The organism is Erwinia sp. MYb375 (assembly GCF_037479175.1).
In the GTDB taxonomy this organism is placed as follows: domain Bacteria; phylum Pseudomonadota; class Gammaproteobacteria; order Enterobacterales; family Enterobacteriaceae; genus Erwinia; species Erwinia rhapontici.
In genome coordinates, this window is the sequence record NZ_JBBGZS010000010.1 from 529,682 (window position 1) to 545,974 (window position 16,293).

Below are 16,293 nucleotides of genomic sequence, written 5' to 3' on the forward strand. Positions count from 1 at the left end.
AGGATAGGCATTCATGTTTAATCATGCATACTGTGCGCGTTTTGACGGGCAGTTGAGCCGTACGCAATCCCGCGTCAGTCCACCGCAACAAAAGACAAGTCTATGAGTTCTGAGAAGAAGCAATCCCTTGGTGCCGTTACCCTGGCAGCGATAGGTGTGGTGTATGGTGATATCGGCACCAGCCCGCTGTATACACTGCGTGAGTGTCTTTCCGGGCAGTTTGGTTTTGGTGTTGAGCGCGATGCCGTTTTCGGCTTCCTGTCGCTGATTTTTTGGCTGTTATTACTCACCGTTTCCCTGAAATATATCAGTTACGTGATGCGTGCCGATAATGCCGGGGAAGGCGGGATATTGACACTGATGTCACTGGCGGGACGCAATACCGGTGCGCGGTCAACTGCCGTGCTGGTGATCATGGGCCTGATCGGTGGCAGTTTCTTCTACGGCGAGGTGGTGATCACCCCGGCGGTATCGGTGCTTTCGGCCATTGAAGGTCTGGAGATCGCCGCGCCCTCCCTTGATCGCTATATCGTGCCGCTGGCGATTGGCGTGCTGACATTGCTCTTCGTGATCCAAAAACACGGTACCGGCCTGGTCGGTAAGCTGTTCGCACCCGTGATGCTGCTGTGGTTTCTGGTGCTGGCGGTATTGGGTGCGCGTGGCATCATCAGCAACCCCGAAGTGCTGCACGCCATGAATCCTTACTGGGCGATTCATTTCTTTGTTGAATACAAAATGGTGTCCTTCTTTGCGCTTGGGGCCGTGGTGTTGGCCATCACGGGCGTTGAGGCGCTGTACGCCGATATGGGCCATTTTGGTAAGTACCCGATCCGTCTTGCGTGGTTTATTGTGGTGCTGCCGTCGCTGGTGCTGAACTATTTCGGCCAGGGCGCGCTGCTGCTGAAAAATCCGGAAGCGATTAAGAACCCCTTCTTCCTGTTGGCCCCGGATTGGGCGTTGATCCCGATGCTGATTCTGGCCACGCTGGCGACAGTGATCGCTTCTCAGGCGGTGATTTCCGGTGTCTTCTCCCTGACGCGTCAGGCGGTTCGTCTCGGCTATCTGCCGCCGATGCGTATTGTTTACACCTCGGAAGAGGAGTCGGGCCAGATTTACATTCCGGTGATCAACTGGTTGCTGTTTGTCTCGGTGGTGATTGTGATTGTGGGCTTTGAGCATTCGAGTAACCTGGCTGCGGCTTACGGGATTGCTGTTACCGGAACGATGGTTCTCACCGCGATCCTGTGCAGCGTGGTGGCGATTAAAAACTGGCACTGGAATCGTTATCTGGTCATAACGCTGCTGGTGGGCATGTTGTGCATTGACGTGTCACTGTTCTCCGCAAACCTGGTGAAAGTGTTTGCCGGAGGCTGGTTACCACTTTCGCTGGCGCTGGTGATGTTTGTGGTGATGACCACCTGGAAGAGCGAACGTTTCCGTCTGCTGCGCCGGATGCACGAACACGGTAATTCACTGGAGGCGATGATTGCTTCGCTGGAGAAATCGCCACCGGTGCGCGTGCCGGGCACCGCGGTGTATATGTCCCGCGCCCTGAATGTGATCCCGTTTGCCATGCTGCATAACCTGAAACACAACAAGGTGCTGCATGAGCGCGTGGTGCTGCTGACGCTGCGTACCGAAGATGCGCCTTATGTCCATAACGTGAAGCGTGTGACCATCGAGCAACTGTCGCCGACCTTCTGGCGTGTGGTGGCCAGTTACGGCTGGCGTGAAACGCCAAACGTGGAGGAGATTTTCCATCGCTGCGGTCTGGAAGGGTTGAGCTGCCGGATGATGGAGACCTCATTCTTTATGTCACATGAGTCACTGATTATCGGTAAGCGTCCGTGGTACCTGCGCCTGCGCGGCAAGCTGTTCCTTGCGCTGCAACGTAATGCGCTTCGGGCACCCGATCAGTTTAAAATTCCGCCTAACCGGGTGATTGAGCTGGGGACCCAGGTCGAGATTTAGCACGGTTCGGGACGGGCATGCCCGTCCCCTACAAACCTGTCTGTCGCTGGGGCGAGACACACCTCGCCGTAGTTATCCGTTAATATTTACCGTCACCGCAAATCCGCCTTCTGCCCGATTTTCCAGGGTGACCGTCATGCCGTGCAGGCGGGCAATATGATGAACGATCGACAAGCCTAAGCCGCTGCCGGACTGTTGCTGGCCAGGCGGGCGATAAAATCGTTCACCAATACGCGCCAGCGCTTCCGGGCTGACGCCCGGTCCATTGTCCAGCACCTGCAACGTGCTGGCGGTCAGTTTCAGCCACACTTCACTGCCCGCCGGACTGTAGCGAATGGCATTATCCAGCAGATTACGCACCAACAGCGCCAGCAGCAGCGTCTGACCCAGACTGATAACGGGCGCATCGGGGGCATCCAGCGCCAGTTCCACGCCTGCTGCCTGTGCGGCCGCATACTGATCCACCACGGCTTTCTGCACGATCGCCTGCCACTGCACACTGTGTTTTTCCAGATCCTCCCCGGCATCCAGACGCGACAGCGTCAGCAGTTGATCCACCAGCCGGGTGGCGCGGTCTATCCCTGCATCCAGACTGGTCAGCGCATGGTGGCGTACGGCGACATCGTCATGAGCCAGCTGGGCAACTTCCGTCTGCACCTTTAATGCGGCCAGCGGGCTGCGCAGTTCGTGGGCGGCATCCGAGGTAAAACGGCGTTCGCGCAGCAGCATGTCACCGATGCGCCCAAACAGTTGGTTCAGTTCAGTCAGCAACGGGCGGACTTCCTGTGGCACACGCTGTGGGGTGAGGGGTGTAATGTCATCCGGGGCGCGTTGGCGCAGCTGGTCAGCGATCTGTTTCAGCGGCGCCAGCTCCCGGGTGATCAGCCACAACATCAACATCAGCATCACCGGCAATGCCACCAGCCACGGCATCAGGTTGGTTTGCACCAGATCGCGGGTCATATCATCGCGATATTCCCACTCCTGGCCGACCACCACCACATAGCGATCGTCCGGTGTACGCAGCCATACCATCCGCCAGCGGTCATCATCACCGCGCAGGCGGCCATCAACAAAACCCTCACGCTGATAATCAAAGATGAAATTCCGGCCATTATCACCATCATTAAGCAGCATCTGGCCGTCGCGGCGAAACACGGCAAAGGCCAGCGCATCATCGTCCTGATCGCCACGGTGATGGCGCAGGATTTTTTTTGTTTTCGGCAGCGTCATCGTTTTTTCATCGCCTGACGCAATATCCAGGGTGGTGAGCCGTTTCGCAAACAGCATTTGCTGTGTATCAAACAACGCATTGATATTGTGACGGGTCTGCCACCAGGCCCCCACAGCGGCCACTCCCCAGCACAGCAGGCTGAGTAGCAAAAAACCGAGCATCAGACGCAGTCGCAGACTTTGGCGCATCAGGGTGCCGCTCCCAGCGTGTAACCCACGCCGTGAATGGTGCGAATAAACTCACTGCCCAGTTTTTTACGCAGGTGATGGATGTGCACTTCCACGGCATTGCTGGAAACGTCGTCATCCCAGCCGTAGAGTTTGTCTTCCAGCTGTGGGCGGGTGAGCACGCGCCCGTTGTTGAGCAGAAACAGTTCCAGCAGCGCCAGTTCACGCGCTTTCAGTTCCAGCGGTGCACCCTTCAGCGTAACGGTATGAGAACCCGGTTCCATGATCAGGCTGCCATGTTGCAGTGTCGGTTGTAGCTGGCCGTGACGGCGGCGGATCAGTGCCTGTAAACGCGCGGCCACTTCGCTGAGGGCAAAGGGTTTACATAAATAGTCATCGGCTCCCTGCTGCAACCCGCTGACGCGTTGTTCCAGGGCATCGCGGGCCGTTAGGATCAACACCGGTTCATCACGTCCCTGCTGTCGCCACTGACGGAGAATGGTGAGTCCGTCGATTTCTGGCAGGCTGAGATCCAGTACTACCGCATCATAGGGCGCGGCACTCAGCGCCCTTAGTCCTTCGTTGCCCTGGGTAAACCAGTCAACACTGAACCCCAGTTTACTTAATCCGGCTTTGATGCCGTCGCCAATCAGGCGGTCATCTTCGATTAACAGAATTCGCATGGTGTTATTCCTCTCTGCTCACCGAGTTATACGGAATCATGATGCGGCTTGTACAGCAACGATCGACGAAATTCGCCACTTTTCGTCAATTTAGAACAATAAACTCGTGATGAAAGCGTCCTTAAGATCCTGTTAAGAACCTTTTGCTGTAATACTGACTGAACCGACGTTACCGGGCAGAATTGACTGCTCTATTGCATAAGGAAAAGTGAACATGATGAAGAAGACAGCTGCATTACTGGCGATCACCGCCCTGATGTCCATGCCCGTACTGGCCGTTCAGGGCGGCGGTTTTGTTGACCCGAGTGCTCCGACAGCCCAGGTACAGAAGGGCGGGTTTAGCGGCCCGAACGGTACGGTGGCTACCGTCAAGCAGGCTCAGGATATGAGTGATGATGCCTGGGTAACAATGCGTGGTCATATTGAAAAGCGCATTGGTGATGAAGACTATCTGTTCCGTGATGCCACCGGCACCATGACCGTCGAAATTGACGATAAGCGCTGGGACGGACAGACCATTGGTCCGAAAGACAATGTTGAACTCCAGGGCAAGCTGGATAAAGACTTCAACTCACTGGAGCTGGACGTCAAACAGGTGCGCAAAATCGGTGGCTAATCGCCGGCAAGCATCGTGACCAGGTGGTGGACGGCGGGGGAGCGATCCCAACGCCGCCAGGCCAGGGCGATATCACTGCCCAGCGCAGCATCCTCAATCTGATGGAAGCTGACGCCGGGCAGGCTGATGCAGCGCAGTGAATCAGGCACGATGGTGATGCCGAAGCCTGCGGCGACCATGCTCACGCCCGACGAAATTTGCGGTGACTGCTGCACGCCATCTGGTTGAAAACCGGCACGCAGACAGGCACTGATAATCACTTCGTACAGGCTGGGGGCAACCTCACGCGGAAACAAAATCAGTGATTCTTGACGTAACTGTGCCAGCGACAAAGAGGGGGCGCTGCCAAGCGGATGACCCGTCGGTAGCACCACAGCCATTTTCTCAGAAGCAATCACCTTCAGATTAAACGCCTTACTGCTCTCACAGGGCAGACGTACAAAGGCGGCATCCAGTAATCCCTCCTCCAGATTATGCATCAGCGTCGCCATACTCTCTTCCTGGGGCAGTAAGGTGATGGCCGGAAAACGATCCTGAAAACAGTGCAGCAGCCGGAAAATCTGCGGATGAAACGCGGTGGAGCTGGCAAAACCAATCGACAGCTTTCCACTGATCCCGCGGGCAATCCCTTTGGCTTTCTCCAGCGCATGGCCGGTCAGTGCCAGGATCTGGCAGGCATCATGATAAAACGCTTCCCCGGCATCCGTCAGTTCCACGCCACGCGTCAGCCTTTTCAGCAGCGGTGTACCAATCTCTTCTTCCAGTTTTTTGATTTGCTGACTCAGCGGGGGCTGGGAAATACCCAGCCTTTCCGCCGCCCGGGTGAAGTGCTTCGTCTCAGCGACCGCAACGAAGTAACGCAGATACCGCAGTTCCATATCGAAAACGTCTCAAAGTGTGGGGTGTTCTATATTGGAATCCCGAACTGAATCGAGTCAACATTGATTCAATACTTCTTAACAGTTTATCGGGGGAAAAGGCAATGACACATTCTGTAACTGATTGTTCATGTTCGGAACAACTGACCGAAACGGTCAGGGGGATGCAGAAGGAAAGGCCAGAAAGTGTAATCTATCAGACCTCTCTGATGAGCGCGTTACTGAGCGGTGTCTATGACGGTACCACCACGGTGGCAGACCTGCTGAAGAAAGGCGACTTTGGCCTCGGGACGTTTAATCAGCTGGATGGCGAGCTGATCGCTTTTAACCGCGAAGTGTACCAGTTGCGTTCAGATGGCAGTGCCCGTGCTGCCAGTCCCGATCAGAAATCGCCGTTCGCAGTGATGACCTTCTTCCACCCTCAGTATCAGCATCGCTTTACCGGCCCGGTTGATCGGGCCGGGGTACACCAGGTCATCGACCAGCAGGTCAGTTCCGATAATCAGTTCTGCGCATTGCGTCTCGACGGCTTGTTCAGCCGCGCAGAAACCCGCACGGTTCCCTGTCAGCACCGCCCGTATAAATCGATGCCAGAGGTGCTCGGCAAGCAGCCCACCTTCCATTTTGAGCAGCGCAATGGCGTGTTGATCGGTTTTCGCACGCCGCAGTATATGCAGGGCATCAACGTCGCGGGCTATCACGAACATTTCATTACTGACGATCGCCAGGGTGGCGGTCATCTTCTGGATTATCAGCTTGATCACGGCACGCTGACCTTTGGTGAGATCAGCAAGCTGGTGATTGACCTGCCTGGCGACAGCGACTTCCTGCGGGCGGATCTCAGCCCGGAAAATCTGGATTCCGCCATTCGTTCTGTTGAAAGCTGAAAAAGAGAGAGAACAAAAGATGAAAAACGTCACTGAGGTTCAACAGTGGGCACACGGTGCCGATCTGGTCGTGGCTCAACTGGAAGCACAGGGAGTGAAGCAGGTCTTCGGCATCCCCGGTGCCAAAATCGATAAAGTTTTTGATTCGCTGCTGGACACTTCCATCCAGACGATTGCCGTACGTCATGAAGCCAATGCCGCATTTATGGCAGCGGCCGTGGGCCGGCTGACCGGCAAAGCCGGCGTTGCGCTGGTCACCTCCGGGCCAGGTTGTTCTAATCTGATCACCGGTATGGCAACGGCGACCACCGAGGGCGATCCGGTAGTGGCACTGGGTGGGGCGGTCAAACGTGCCGACAGTGCCAAACAGGTGCATCAGAGCATGGATACCGTCGCGATGTTCCACCCTGTGAGTAAATATGCGGTAGAAGTCGGTTCCTCAGATGCCATTGCCGAAGTGTTATCGAATGCGTTTCGCAGTGCGGAGCAGGGGCGCCCCGGCGGCGCTTTTGTCAGCCTGCCACAGGATATTATTAATGAACCCGCGCGCGGGCATCTGCTGAATACCAGTGGCCAGCTGCTGCTGGGGGCGGCGCCGGATGTGGCAATCGACGCAGTGGCACAACAAATCGCGCAGGCGAAAAATCCGGTGCTATTGCTGGGCCTGATGGCCAGCCAGCCCGCCAACAGCGATGCGCTGCATCAGCTGCTGGAGCGTAGCCATATTCCGGTCACCAGTACCTACCAGGCGGCAGGTGCCGTGCGTCAGGAACATTTTTCCCGTTTTGCCGGGCGTGTCGGGCTCTTTAATAATCAGGCGGGCGATCGGTTGCTGCGTGAGGCCGACCTGATTATTACCATCGGCTACAGCCCCGTGGAGTATGAACCCGCGATGTGGAACAGTGGCAAAGCCACCCTGGTGCATATCGATGTGTTGCCCGCCGATACCGACAACTGCTATCAGCCTGATGCTGAACTGGTCGGGGATATTGCTGCCACGCTGGATAAACTGTCGGCGCGGATTCACGGGCCGTTAACCCTCAGCCCACAGGCGGCGGCGATCCTCAGTGACCGCCAGCAACAGCGTGAGCTGCTGGCGCTGCGCGGGCATCAACTGAATCAGTTTGCCCTGCATCCTTTGCGCATCGTGCGTGCTATGCAGGACATCATCAACAGTGACGTCACCCTGACGGTGGATATGGGCAGCTTTCATATCTGGATCGCGCGTTATCTTTACAGCTTCCGTGCCCGTCAGATCATGATCTCCAACGGCCAGCAAACGATGGGCGTGGCATTACCTTGGGCAATCGGTGCCTGGCTGGTGGACCCGTCGCGCAAAGTGGTGTCGGTCTCCGGGGATGGCGGGTTCCTGCAATCGAGTATGGAGCTGGAAACAGCGGTACGACTGGGGGCGAATCTGCTGCATATCATCTGGGTGGATGAGTGCTACAACATGGTGGCGATGCAGGAAGAGAAGAAATATCAGCGGGTTTCCGGGGTAAAATTCGGTCCGATCGATTTTAAAGCTTACGCCGAGTCGTTTGGTGCCGCGGGGTTTGCGGTGGAAAGTGCAGAAATGCTGGAACCGACGTTGCGTAAAGCGATGGATGTGCAGGGACCGGCGGTGGTGGCAATCCCGGTAGATTATGCCGACAACCACCTGCTGATGGGGCAGATGCATCTCAGCCAGATTTTGTGAGTTGCCATACCTTCCCGATGTTCAATATATTCACCATCGGCCCTTTACCGGTAACATAAAGGGCCATTTTTTTCCTTAAAACAAATCCCTTCTCTGCGTCAGCGAAACGTTTCGATGGCGATCACATTTTCAACATTTGATGATTGTTTTCCCCTGACCATTTCTTACACTGCCAATCAGCGAAACGTTTCGCTCTGGAGTGAATAATGAAAAAAGGCACCTTACTGAATTCTGATATCTCGTCCGTGATTTCACGTCTCGGTCATACTGACAGCATCGTGATTGGTGATGCCGGCCTGCCGATCCCACAAGGTCCGCAGCGTATTGACCTGGCGTTAACGCATGGAATTCCGACATTTTTACAGGTAACCCAGGCGGTCACCAGCGAGATGCAGGTCGAGAGTGCCATCATTGCGGAAGAAATTAAGCAGCATAATCCGCAGCTTCATAGTGAATTAATCGCCCTGCTCGACTTACTGCAACAACACCAGGGTAATTCAATCAGTATCAGTTATGTCAGTCACGAACAGTTCAAACACCAAACTCAGCGTAGTCAGGCCGTCATTCGCAGCGGAGAGTGCTCTCCGTATGCGAATGTCATCCTGATCGCTGGCGTGACCTTTTAGAGGCTGTTATGCAACCTTTACTGCAATTAAAAGGCATTGATAAAGCCTTCCCGGGCGTCAAAGCGCTGTCGGGAGCCGCCCTCTCTGTTTATCCTGGCCGCGTGATGGCGCTGGTGGGCGAAAACGGTGCGGGTAAGTCGACCATGATGAAGGTGCTTACCGGGATCTACGCCCGTGATGCGGGCACGTTTGAATGGCTCGGTCAGGAAACCACCTTTAACGGGCCGAAAGAGTCGCAGGAAGCCGGGATCGGTATTATCCATCAGGAACTGAACCTGATCCCCCAACTGAGCATTGCGGAAAACATCTTTCTTGGTCGCGAATTTGTTAACCGTTTTGGCCGCATCCAGTGGAAAAAGATGTACGCCGAGGCGGATGCCTTACTGAAGCGACTTAATCTGCGCTTCAGCAGCCATAAGCTGGTGGGTGATCTGTCTATCGGTGACCAGCAGATGGTGGAGATTGCCAAGGTCCTGAGCTTCGAGTCAAAAGTGATCGTCATGGACGAACCGACGGACGCGCTGACGGATACCGAGACCGCTTCGCTGTTCCGGGTGATCAACGAGCTGAAAGCGCAGGGCTGCGGCATTGTTTATATCTCTCATCGAATGAAAGAAATTTTTGAGATCTGCGACGATGTGACCATCTTCCGTGACGGGCAGTTTATTGCCGAACGTGAAGTGGCTCAGCTGACGGAAGAGTCGCTGATTGAAATGATGGTCGGCCGCAAGCTGGAAGAGCAGTATACACGCCTGGATAAAGCACCGGGTGAGGTTCGCCTGAAGGTGGAGCATCTGAGTGGTTCCGGCGTTGAGGATGTCAGCTTTACGCTGCGTAAAGGCGAAATTTTGGGTGTGTCCGGGCTGATGGGCGCGGGGCGTACCGAACTGATGAAAGTGCTGTATGGCGCCTTGTCACGCAGCAGTGGCAGCGTGACGCTGGACGGAAAAACCGTCTTCGCGCGTTCCCCGGAAGAGGGGCTGGCCAACGGTATCGTCTATATTTCTGAAGATCGTAAGCGTGATGGCCTTGTGCTGGGCATGTCGGTGAAAGAGAACATGTCACTGACCGCACTCAACTATTTTAGCTATGGCGCGGGCCGCCTGAAACATGCGGAAGAGCAGCAGGCGGTCGGTGACTTTATCAAGCTATTCAACGTTAAAACGCCATCAATGAATCAGCCGATTGGTTTGCTCTCCGGGGGTAATCAGCAAAAGGTGGCCATTGCCCGCGGGCTGATGACGCGGCCAAAAGTGCTGATCCTGGATGAGCCAACGCGTGGCGTCGATGTTGGCGCGAAAAAAGAGATTTATCAGCTGATTAATCAGTTTAAACAGGAAGGGTTGAGCATCATTCTCGTCTCCTCCGAAATGCCGGAAGTCCTGGGCATGAGTGATCGCGTGCTGGTGATGCACGAAGGTCGCCTGAGCGGTGACTTCCCGATTGAACAAGCCTCGCAGGAAATTTTGATGGCGGCGGCAGTTGGTAAACATTACAGCGCGGAGCTGGCATAACTATGAGTACGCAAACAATCCCTTCACGCCGCCTGATCAGTAAGGCATGGCTGCTTGAGCAGAAATCCCTGATTGCGCTGGTGGTGCTGATTGCCATCGTTTCCAGTCTGAGCCCGAATTTCTTCACCGTGGCTAACCTGTTTAACATTCTGCAACAGACGTCGGTCAACGCCATTATGGCGGTGGGTATGACGCTGGTGATCCTCACCTCCGGTATCGATCTCTCCGTGGGTTCACTGCTGGCGCTGACCGGGGCAGTCGCTGCCTCCATTGTCGGGCTGGAAGTGAATGCTCTGGTGGCGGTGGCGGCATCGCTGGCACTGGGTGCCTTTATTGGTGCGATTACCGGCTCGATTGTCGCGAAAGGTAAAGTGCAGGCGTTTATTGCCACACTGGTCATGATGTTGCTGCTGCGTGGTGTGACGATGGTGTACACCAACGGCAGCCCGGTGAATACCGGCTTTAACGACAATGCAGACCTGTTTGGCTGGTTTGGTATCGGTCGCCCTCTGGGTATCCCGACACCGGTCTGGTTAATGGGTGTGGTGTTCCTCGCCGCCTGGTACATGCTGCATCACACGCGCCTTGGCCGTTACATTTATGCGCTGGGCGGTAACGAAGCGGCAACGCGTCTGTCCGGCATCAGTGTTAACCGCGTCAAAATTATCGTTTATGCGCTGTGCGGCATGTTGGCTGCGCTGGCGGGCACCATTGAAGTGGCACGCCTCTCTTCGGCGCAGCCGACGGCAGGTACCGGCTATGAGCTGGATGCGATTGCAGCTGTGGTGCTGGGTGGAACCAGCCTCGCAGGCGGTAAAGGCCGGATTATGGGCACGCTGATAGGTGCGCTGATCTTAGGCTTCCTGAATAACGGGCTGAACTTGCTCGGTGTTTCTTCTTACTACCAAATGATCGTCAAAGCTGTGGTGATTTTGCTGGCGGTGCTGGTAGACAACAAAAGCAGTAAATAACACTCTTTACCTTTACAGGATATGAAAATGAAGATGAATAAACTGACTGCACTGGCTGTACTGTTAGGCGCCACGCTGAGCGCTAACGCGCTGGCAAAGGACACCATTGCGCTGGTGGTTTCTACCCTGAATAACCCGTTCTTCGTATCGCTGAAAGATGGCGCGCAGAAAGAAGCGGATAAACTGGGTTATAACCTGGTGGTGCTGGATTCTCAGAACAACCCGGCGAAAGAACTGGCTAACGTGCAGGATCTGACCGTTCGTGGCACCAAGCTGGTGCTGATTAACCCGACCGACTCTGATGCGGTGGGTAACGCCGTGAAAATGGCAAACCAGGCGAACATTCCGGTGATCACCCTGGACCGTGTAGCCTCTCAGGGTACCGTGGTCAGCCACGTGGCGTCTGATAACCGTTTCGGCGGCAAAATGGCCGGTAACTTCATCGCCAAAAAAGTCGGCGACAATGCAAAAATCATTGAACTGCAGGGCATTGCCGGAACGTCTGCTGCGCGTGAGCGTGGTGAAGGCTTCAAGCAGGCTGCCGATGCACACAAATTCAATATTCTCGCCAGCCAGCCGGCTGACTTCGACCGTACCAAAGGCCTGAACGTGATGCAGAACCTGCTGACCGCTCACCCGGACGTACAGGCGGTGTTTGCTCAGAACGACGAAATGGCACTGGGTGCCCTGCGTGCATTGCAAACGGCAGGCAAATCTGATGTCGTAGTGGTGGGCTTCGACGGCACCCCAGATGGTATTAAAGCGGTTGAAGGCGGCAAACTGGCTGCGACCGTGGCTCAGTTACCGGAGCAAATCGGCGTTATCGGCGTACAGACGGCTGATAAAGTGCTGAAAGGCCAGAAAGTACAGGCTATCAATCCGGTTGACCTGAAGCTGGTCACCCAATAAATCAAAGAAAAGCATGGCACGCGCCACCTTGGGGGGGCGCACTTATCTGGACAATCCCCTTATGATGAAAACTGGCAAACTGGCTGTCCTCGGCAGCATTAATGCAGATCACATTCTGAATCTGGCGCATTTCCCGCGTCCGGGTGAAACGGTGATCGGGAAGCAGTATCAGGTCGCATTCGGTGGGAAAGGTGCAAATCAGGCCGTTGCCGCCGGGCGCAGTGGCGCAGACATTGCCTTTATCGCCTGCGTGGGTGAAGACGACATTGGCGAACGTATCCGCCAGCAGCTGGTTGATGACCGTATTGATGTCAGCCCGGTGGAAGCCGTTGCCGGCGACTCGACGGGTGTGGCACTGATATTTGTTAACGGTGAAGGTGAGAATACGATCGGTATTCACGCCGGCGCCAACGCTGCCCTGACGCCCGAGCGCGTTGAGCAGCACCAGCAGGTGATTGCGGATGCCGCAGCACTGTTGATGCAACTGGAGTCACCGCTGGAAAGCGTGCTGGCGGCTGCGAAGATCGCGCATCAGCATCAGACGCAGGTGATTTTGAATCCGGCCCCGGCGACAGAACTCTCTGACGAGCTATTGTCGCTGGTGGATATGATTACCCCGAATGAAACCGAAGCGCAGATCCTCACGGGTGTGGCGGTCAACAGCGATGAAGACGCTGCACGAGCAGCGGCAGTGCTGCATAAAAAAGGTATCCGTACTGTATTGATTACTCTCGGCAGCCGGGGCGTGTGGTTAAGTGAGCAGGGGAATGGTCAGCGTATTCCTGGTTTCCGTGTGGAAGCGGTGGATACCATTGCCGCGGGCGACACCTTTAATGGTGCGCTGATCACGGCACTGATTGAGCAGCGTCCGATGGCTGAAGCCGTACGCTTTGCCCATGCCGCGGCAGCCATTGCCGTGACACGCCGCGGTGCACAACCTTCCGTTCCCTGGCGTGATGAGATTGACAGTTTCTTGCAACAGCAGGGGTAGATGTGGCGACCATGAAAGATGTCGCCCGCCTCGCGGGCGTCTCAACCTCCACCGTGTCTCACGTTATCAATAACAACCGCTTCGTGAGTGAAGCGGTTCGTGAAAAAGTGACCTCGGCGGTAAGCCAGCTGAATTACGCACCCTCTGCGCTGGCGCGTAGTCTGAAGCTCAATCAGACCCGTACTATTGGCATGTTGCTGACGGCCAGCAGTAACCCGTTCTATTCCGAGGTGGTACGGGGTGTTGAGCGTAGCTGCTATGAGCGTGGTTATAGCCTGGTATTGTGCAATACCGAAGGCGATGAAGACCGTATGAATCGAAGCCTTGAAACACTGCTGCAAAAGCGTGTCGATGGTTTGCTGATTATGTGTACCGAAAGTCACCTGCCTTCCGCTGAATTACTTCATCGTTATCCCACGATTCCGTCAGTCATGATGGACTGGGCGCCGTTTGAAGGCGGCAGTGACATTATTCAGGATAACTCCCTGCTGGGTGGGGAGATGGCGACACGACATCTTATTTCGCGTGGTTATACACGGATTGCCTGTATTGCCGGGCCACAGGACAAGACACCTGCGCGTCTGCGTCTTGAAGGATATCAGCAGGCAATGGACAGCGCCGGGTTAGCGATACCGCCTGACTACATTGTCAGTAGCGATTTTGAATTCCAGGGCGGATTCAATGCCATGAATACGCTTTTGGCCCTCGATCCTCCACCTCAGGCTGTCTTTACCTGTAATGATGCAATGGCTGTTGGCGTGTATCACGCGCTCTATCTGGCGGAAATGCGTATCCCGCAGGATATGGCCGTGGTGGGTTACGATGATATCGAACTCGCGCGCTATATGACGCCACCCCTCAGCACCGTTCACCAGCCCAAAGACGAACTGGGGGAGCTGGCGATCGATGCCCTGCTTCATCGCCTGGCCGATCCGACGGCCAGCCCTCAGTTACTGGTGCTGACGCCGGAACTGATGGAACGTGCCTCCGTGGGCGATCTCCGCAAGGAATAAGAGCCTAGGTTTTCTTCTTATCACGGTCGCTAATCAGATTGCGACCGTCGCCTGGTTTCAGCAGCAGGAAGACCAGCGCTGACAGCACGGTAATGCCCCCCATCGTCAGGAAGGTGGCATGGAAGTGCTGGAGCGTGGTGCCATCAAAGTTTTCATAAAAGCGTAACACCGCTGCACTCACTGCGACACCAAACCCAATCGCTAACTGTTGTGTGACGGCCAGCATGCTGTTACCGCTGCTGGCATTGGCATCCGTCAGGTCTGCGAGGGTGATGGTGTTCATCGCGGTAAACTGTGTGGACATCGCCATACCCAGAATAAAGAGTGGGATGAGCAGCGCCAGCATACTCCAGCCTGGAACCTGCAAAGCAAAGGTGGCAATCAGTACACCGATAATCATACTGATCCCGACCAGGGTTTTGCGATAACCAAACCAGCGCAGTACCTGAGTGACCGTCGATTTCGCCAGAATGGAGCCGAGGGCGGTGGGCGCGACCATGCAGCCAGCCAGCAGAGCCGTATAGCCAAAGCCGACCTGTAACATTAATGGCATCAGGAAGGGAATACAGCCTGTACCCAGTCTTGAGGCAATATTGCCCACGATGCCGACGGAGAAGGTGCGCGTCTTAAACATGGGTAATGGCAGCAGCGGGGCAGGGTGGCGCCGCGCATGCACTATATAGAGAAGCAATAATGCGATACCCGCCAGCAACACACCCAGAGCCATCACGCTTGATACAACCTGTTCGCCGAATAATTCGATGCCGCTGGAGATGCCCACCAGGCCCAAACCAAACAGCAGGAAACCGAGCAGGTCAAAACGGCGTTTCGGAGTGGTAAAGTCCGGCATATATTTGCGTGCATAGAAAATGCCGAGAATACCGATAGGGATATTAATGAGGAAAATCCAGTGCCAGGTGGCCCAGGTGACTAATACGCCCCCCAGTAAAGGGCCTAACACCGGGCCAACCAGTCCCGGCATCGTGACAAAATTGAGTACCGGTAGCAGCTCGCTGCGCGGATAGGCCCGGAGCAGAGCAAGACGTGCCACCGGCATCATCATTGCCCCACCCACACCTTGCACCACTCGAGATGTGACCAGCATCGACAACGAACCCGAAAGCGCGCAGGCCAGCGAACCCAGGGAAAACAGAAATACGGCGGCGATAAAGACTTTACGGGTGCCAAAGCGATCGGCCAGCCAGCCACTGACCGGGATCAGCATCGCGACAGTTAAGGTGTAGCTGATAACGGCAGACTGCATCGCCAGCGGAGAACGCCCCAGGCTGTGGGCGATGGCCGGAAGGGCCGTGTTCAGAATGGTGGCATCCAGTGCCTGCATAAAGAAGGCCATAGCGGCAATCCATGGAAGTCCGGCCATACTGCGCGCGGATTTAATCATTGGTATCCCTTTCTTTTGTGAGTGCGGCAGGAAAATCCCCTGTGAAGCAGAAAGAATAGCATCTCATTTTTGCTTTCATCCGTGGTCTTTCGCAGTTTTCTGTCAGGAAATGCTGATTTATTGCCCCGAAAGCGTATGCTTTTAACGCTTCTGATGAAAAATAACGCGCTCAGTCATTTTATTGCAATAAACACTTGTCACTCGTCGGAAACTGCCTATAATGCGCAACCACTGAGACGGCACAACGGCTTACGGCCAGCGGCTCAGGAGGTTCAGGAAGCATCTGAACCGCCGGAAAAAATCTCTCAAAAAGAGGTTGACTCCGAAGGAGGAAAGCGTAATATACGCCACCTCGCAACAGGAAGCTCCGGCACTGATTGCACCGCTCTTTAACAATTTATCAGACAATCTGTGTGGGCACTCGCAGGATTGATATCAGTCACCTTAGGGTGACAAAAAAATATCAAGTCTTAAGAGTGAACACATAATGAAATTCATTATGACGTTTTACACTTGAGCATCGCTGCACTTGTTGCAGCAAATCGAACTTTTAATTGAAGAGTTTGATCATGGCTCAGATTGAACGCTGGCGGCAGGCCTAACACATGCAAGTCGAACGGTAGCACAGGGGAGCTTGCTCCCCGGGTGACGAGTGGCGGACGGGTGAGTAATGCCTGGGAAACTGCCCGATGGAGGGGGATAACTACTGGAAACGGTAGCTAATACGGGGCG

The 16,293-nt window shown here is 55.2% G+C and carries 14 protein-coding genes and 1 rRNA gene; 11 read left to right on the forward strand and 4 right to left on the reverse strand.

The window, feature by feature from the left end:
* Positions 1 to 102 precede the first annotated feature (102 nt).
* Entirely contained in the window at positions 103 to 1,971 is a 1,869-nt protein-coding gene (gene kup, locus WH279_RS02340) for a low affinity potassium transporter Kup (RefSeq protein WP_200642173.1), read from the forward strand.
* Positions 1,972 to 2,043: 72 nt separating this feature from the next.
* On the opposite strand, the gene qseC is transcribed toward kup, so the two are convergent.
* Entirely contained in the window at positions 2,044 to 3,393 is a 1,350-nt protein-coding gene (qseC, locus tag WH279_RS02345) for a quorum sensing histidine kinase QseC (protein WP_445235206.1), read from the reverse strand.
* A complete protein-coding gene (gene qseB, locus WH279_RS02350; RefSeq protein ID WP_200642172.1) occupies positions 3,393 to 4,055 on the reverse strand; it encodes a quorum sensing response regulator transcription factor QseB in 663 nt (220 codons plus the stop codon). Before qseB ends, qseC begins: the two co-directional genes overlap by 1 nt.
* Positions 4,056 to 4,272: 217 nt before the next feature.
* Between qseB and WH279_RS02355 the strand changes: the two genes are divergently transcribed.
* A complete protein-coding gene (locus tag WH279_RS02355; protein WP_200642324.1) occupies positions 4,273 to 4,671 on the forward strand; it encodes a YgiW/YdeI family stress tolerance OB fold protein in 399 nt (132 codons plus the stop codon).
* Here WH279_RS02355 and WH279_RS02360 read toward each other — a convergent pair.
* The gene (locus tag WH279_RS02360) at positions 4,668 to 5,549 is read right to left on the reverse strand and encodes a LysR family transcriptional regulator (protein WP_200642171.1); all 882 of its coding nucleotides are present in this window, start codon (positions 5,547 to 5,549) and stop codon (positions 4,668 to 4,670) included. The two genes, WH279_RS02355 and WH279_RS02360, sit on opposite strands and share 4 nt — an antisense overlap.
* A 104-nt stretch (positions 5,550 to 5,653) precedes the next feature.
* On the opposite strand from WH279_RS02360, the gene budA reads away from it, so the two are divergent.
* The 8 genes from budA (at position 5,654) to rbsR (ending at position 14,159) form a co-directional block, all read left to right on the forward strand.
* Positions 5,654 to 6,436 (forward strand): acetolactate decarboxylase, encoded by a 783-nt coding sequence (gene budA, locus WH279_RS02365; protein WP_200642170.1) that lies wholly within the window; start codon positions 5,654 to 5,656, stop codon positions 6,434 to 6,436.
* Between the two features lie 19 nt (positions 6,437 to 6,455).
* A complete protein-coding gene (alsS, locus tag WH279_RS02370) occupies positions 6,456 to 8,135 on the forward strand; it encodes an acetolactate synthase AlsS (protein ID WP_339454883.1) in 1,680 nt (559 codons plus the stop codon).
* Positions 8,136 to 8,341: 206 nt separating this feature from the next.
* Positions 8,342 to 8,761 (forward strand): D-ribose pyranase, encoded by a 420-nt coding sequence (gene rbsD / locus WH279_RS02375; RefSeq protein ID WP_200642168.1) that lies wholly within the window; start codon positions 8,342 to 8,344, stop codon positions 8,759 to 8,761.
* 8 nt (positions 8,762 to 8,769) lie between these two features.
* On the forward strand, positions 8,770 to 10,275 hold the full coding sequence (gene rbsA / locus WH279_RS02380) for a ribose ABC transporter ATP-binding protein RbsA (protein ID WP_339454884.1): 1,506 nt from the start codon (positions 8,770 to 8,772) through the stop codon (positions 10,273 to 10,275).
* Between the two features lie 2 nt (positions 10,276 to 10,277).
* Positions 10,278 to 11,246, forward strand: coding sequence for a ribose ABC transporter permease (gene rbsC / locus WH279_RS02385; protein WP_133844901.1), 969 nt, complete (start codon positions 10,278 to 10,280; stop codon positions 11,244 to 11,246).
* 27 nt (positions 11,247 to 11,273) lie between these two features.
* The gene (rbsB, locus tag WH279_RS02390; RefSeq protein ID WP_374760145.1) at positions 11,274 to 12,155 is read left to right on the forward strand and encodes a ribose ABC transporter substrate-binding protein RbsB; all 882 of its coding nucleotides are present in this window, start codon (positions 11,274 to 11,276) and stop codon (positions 12,153 to 12,155) included.
* A gap of 61 nt (positions 12,156 to 12,216) precedes the next feature.
* Complete coding sequence (gene rbsK, locus WH279_RS02395) at positions 12,217 to 13,146, forward strand: ribokinase (protein ID WP_339454885.1); 930 nt, start codon at positions 12,217 to 12,219, stop codon at positions 13,144 to 13,146.
* Positions 13,147 to 13,148: 2 nt separating this feature from the next.
* Complete coding sequence (rbsR, locus tag WH279_RS02400; RefSeq protein WP_339454886.1) at positions 13,149 to 14,159, forward strand: ribose operon transcriptional repressor RbsR; 1,011 nt, start codon at positions 13,149 to 13,151, stop codon at positions 14,157 to 14,159.
* A 4-nt stretch (positions 14,160 to 14,163) separates the two neighbouring features.
* Here the strand turns inward: rbsR and mdtD are convergent, their stop codons facing one another.
* The gene (gene mdtD, locus WH279_RS02405; RefSeq protein WP_339454887.1) at positions 14,164 to 15,561 is read right to left on the reverse strand and encodes a multidrug transporter subunit MdtD; all 1,398 of its coding nucleotides are present in this window, start codon (positions 15,559 to 15,561) and stop codon (positions 14,164 to 14,166) included.
* A gap of 551 nt (positions 15,562 to 16,112) precedes the next feature.
* Here mdtD and WH279_RS02410 point away from each other — a divergent pair.
* Positions 16,113 to 16,293 (forward strand): 16S ribosomal RNA (locus WH279_RS02410); the annotation flags it as partial.

Coding starts and splice junctions, on each gene's coding strand:
- WH279_RS02360 (WP_200642171.1), bottom strand. CDS start 5,549: ATGGAACTGCGGTATCTGCGTTACTTCGTTGCGGTCGCTGAGACGAAG.
- kup (WP_200642173.1), top strand. CDS start 103: ATGAGTTCTGAGAAGAAGCAATCCCTTGGTGCCGTTACCCTGGCAGCG.
- alsS (WP_339454883.1), top strand. CDS start 6,456: ATGAAAAACGTCACTGAGGTTCAACAGTGGGCACACGGTGCCGATCTG.
- mdtD (WP_339454887.1), bottom strand. CDS start 15,561: ATGATTAAATCCGCGCGCAGTATGGCCGGACTTCCATGGATTGCCGCT.
- rbsB (WP_374760145.1), top strand. CDS start 11,274: ATGAAGATGAATAAACTGACTGCACTGGCTGTACTGTTAGGCGCCACG.
- WH279_RS02355 (WP_200642324.1), top strand. CDS start 4,273: ATGAAGAAGACAGCTGCATTACTGGCGATCACCGCCCTGATGTCCATG.
- rbsA (WP_339454884.1), top strand. CDS start 8,770: ATGCAACCTTTACTGCAATTAAAAGGCATTGATAAAGCCTTCCCGGGC.
- rbsC (WP_133844901.1), top strand. CDS start 10,278: ATGAGTACGCAAACAATCCCTTCACGCCGCCTGATCAGTAAGGCATGG.
- qseC (WP_445235206.1), bottom strand. CDS start 3,393: ATGCGCCAAAGTCTGCGACTGCGTCTGATGCTCGGTTTTTTGCTACTC.
- rbsK (WP_339454885.1), top strand. CDS start 12,217: ATGATGAAAACTGGCAAACTGGCTGTCCTCGGCAGCATTAATGCAGAT.
- budA (WP_200642170.1), top strand. CDS start 5,654: ATGACACATTCTGTAACTGATTGTTCATGTTCGGAACAACTGACCGAA.
- rbsD (WP_200642168.1), top strand. CDS start 8,342: ATGAAAAAAGGCACCTTACTGAATTCTGATATCTCGTCCGTGATTTCA.
- qseB (WP_200642172.1), bottom strand. CDS start 4,055: ATGCGAATTCTGTTAATCGAAGATGACCGCCTGATTGGCGACGGCATC.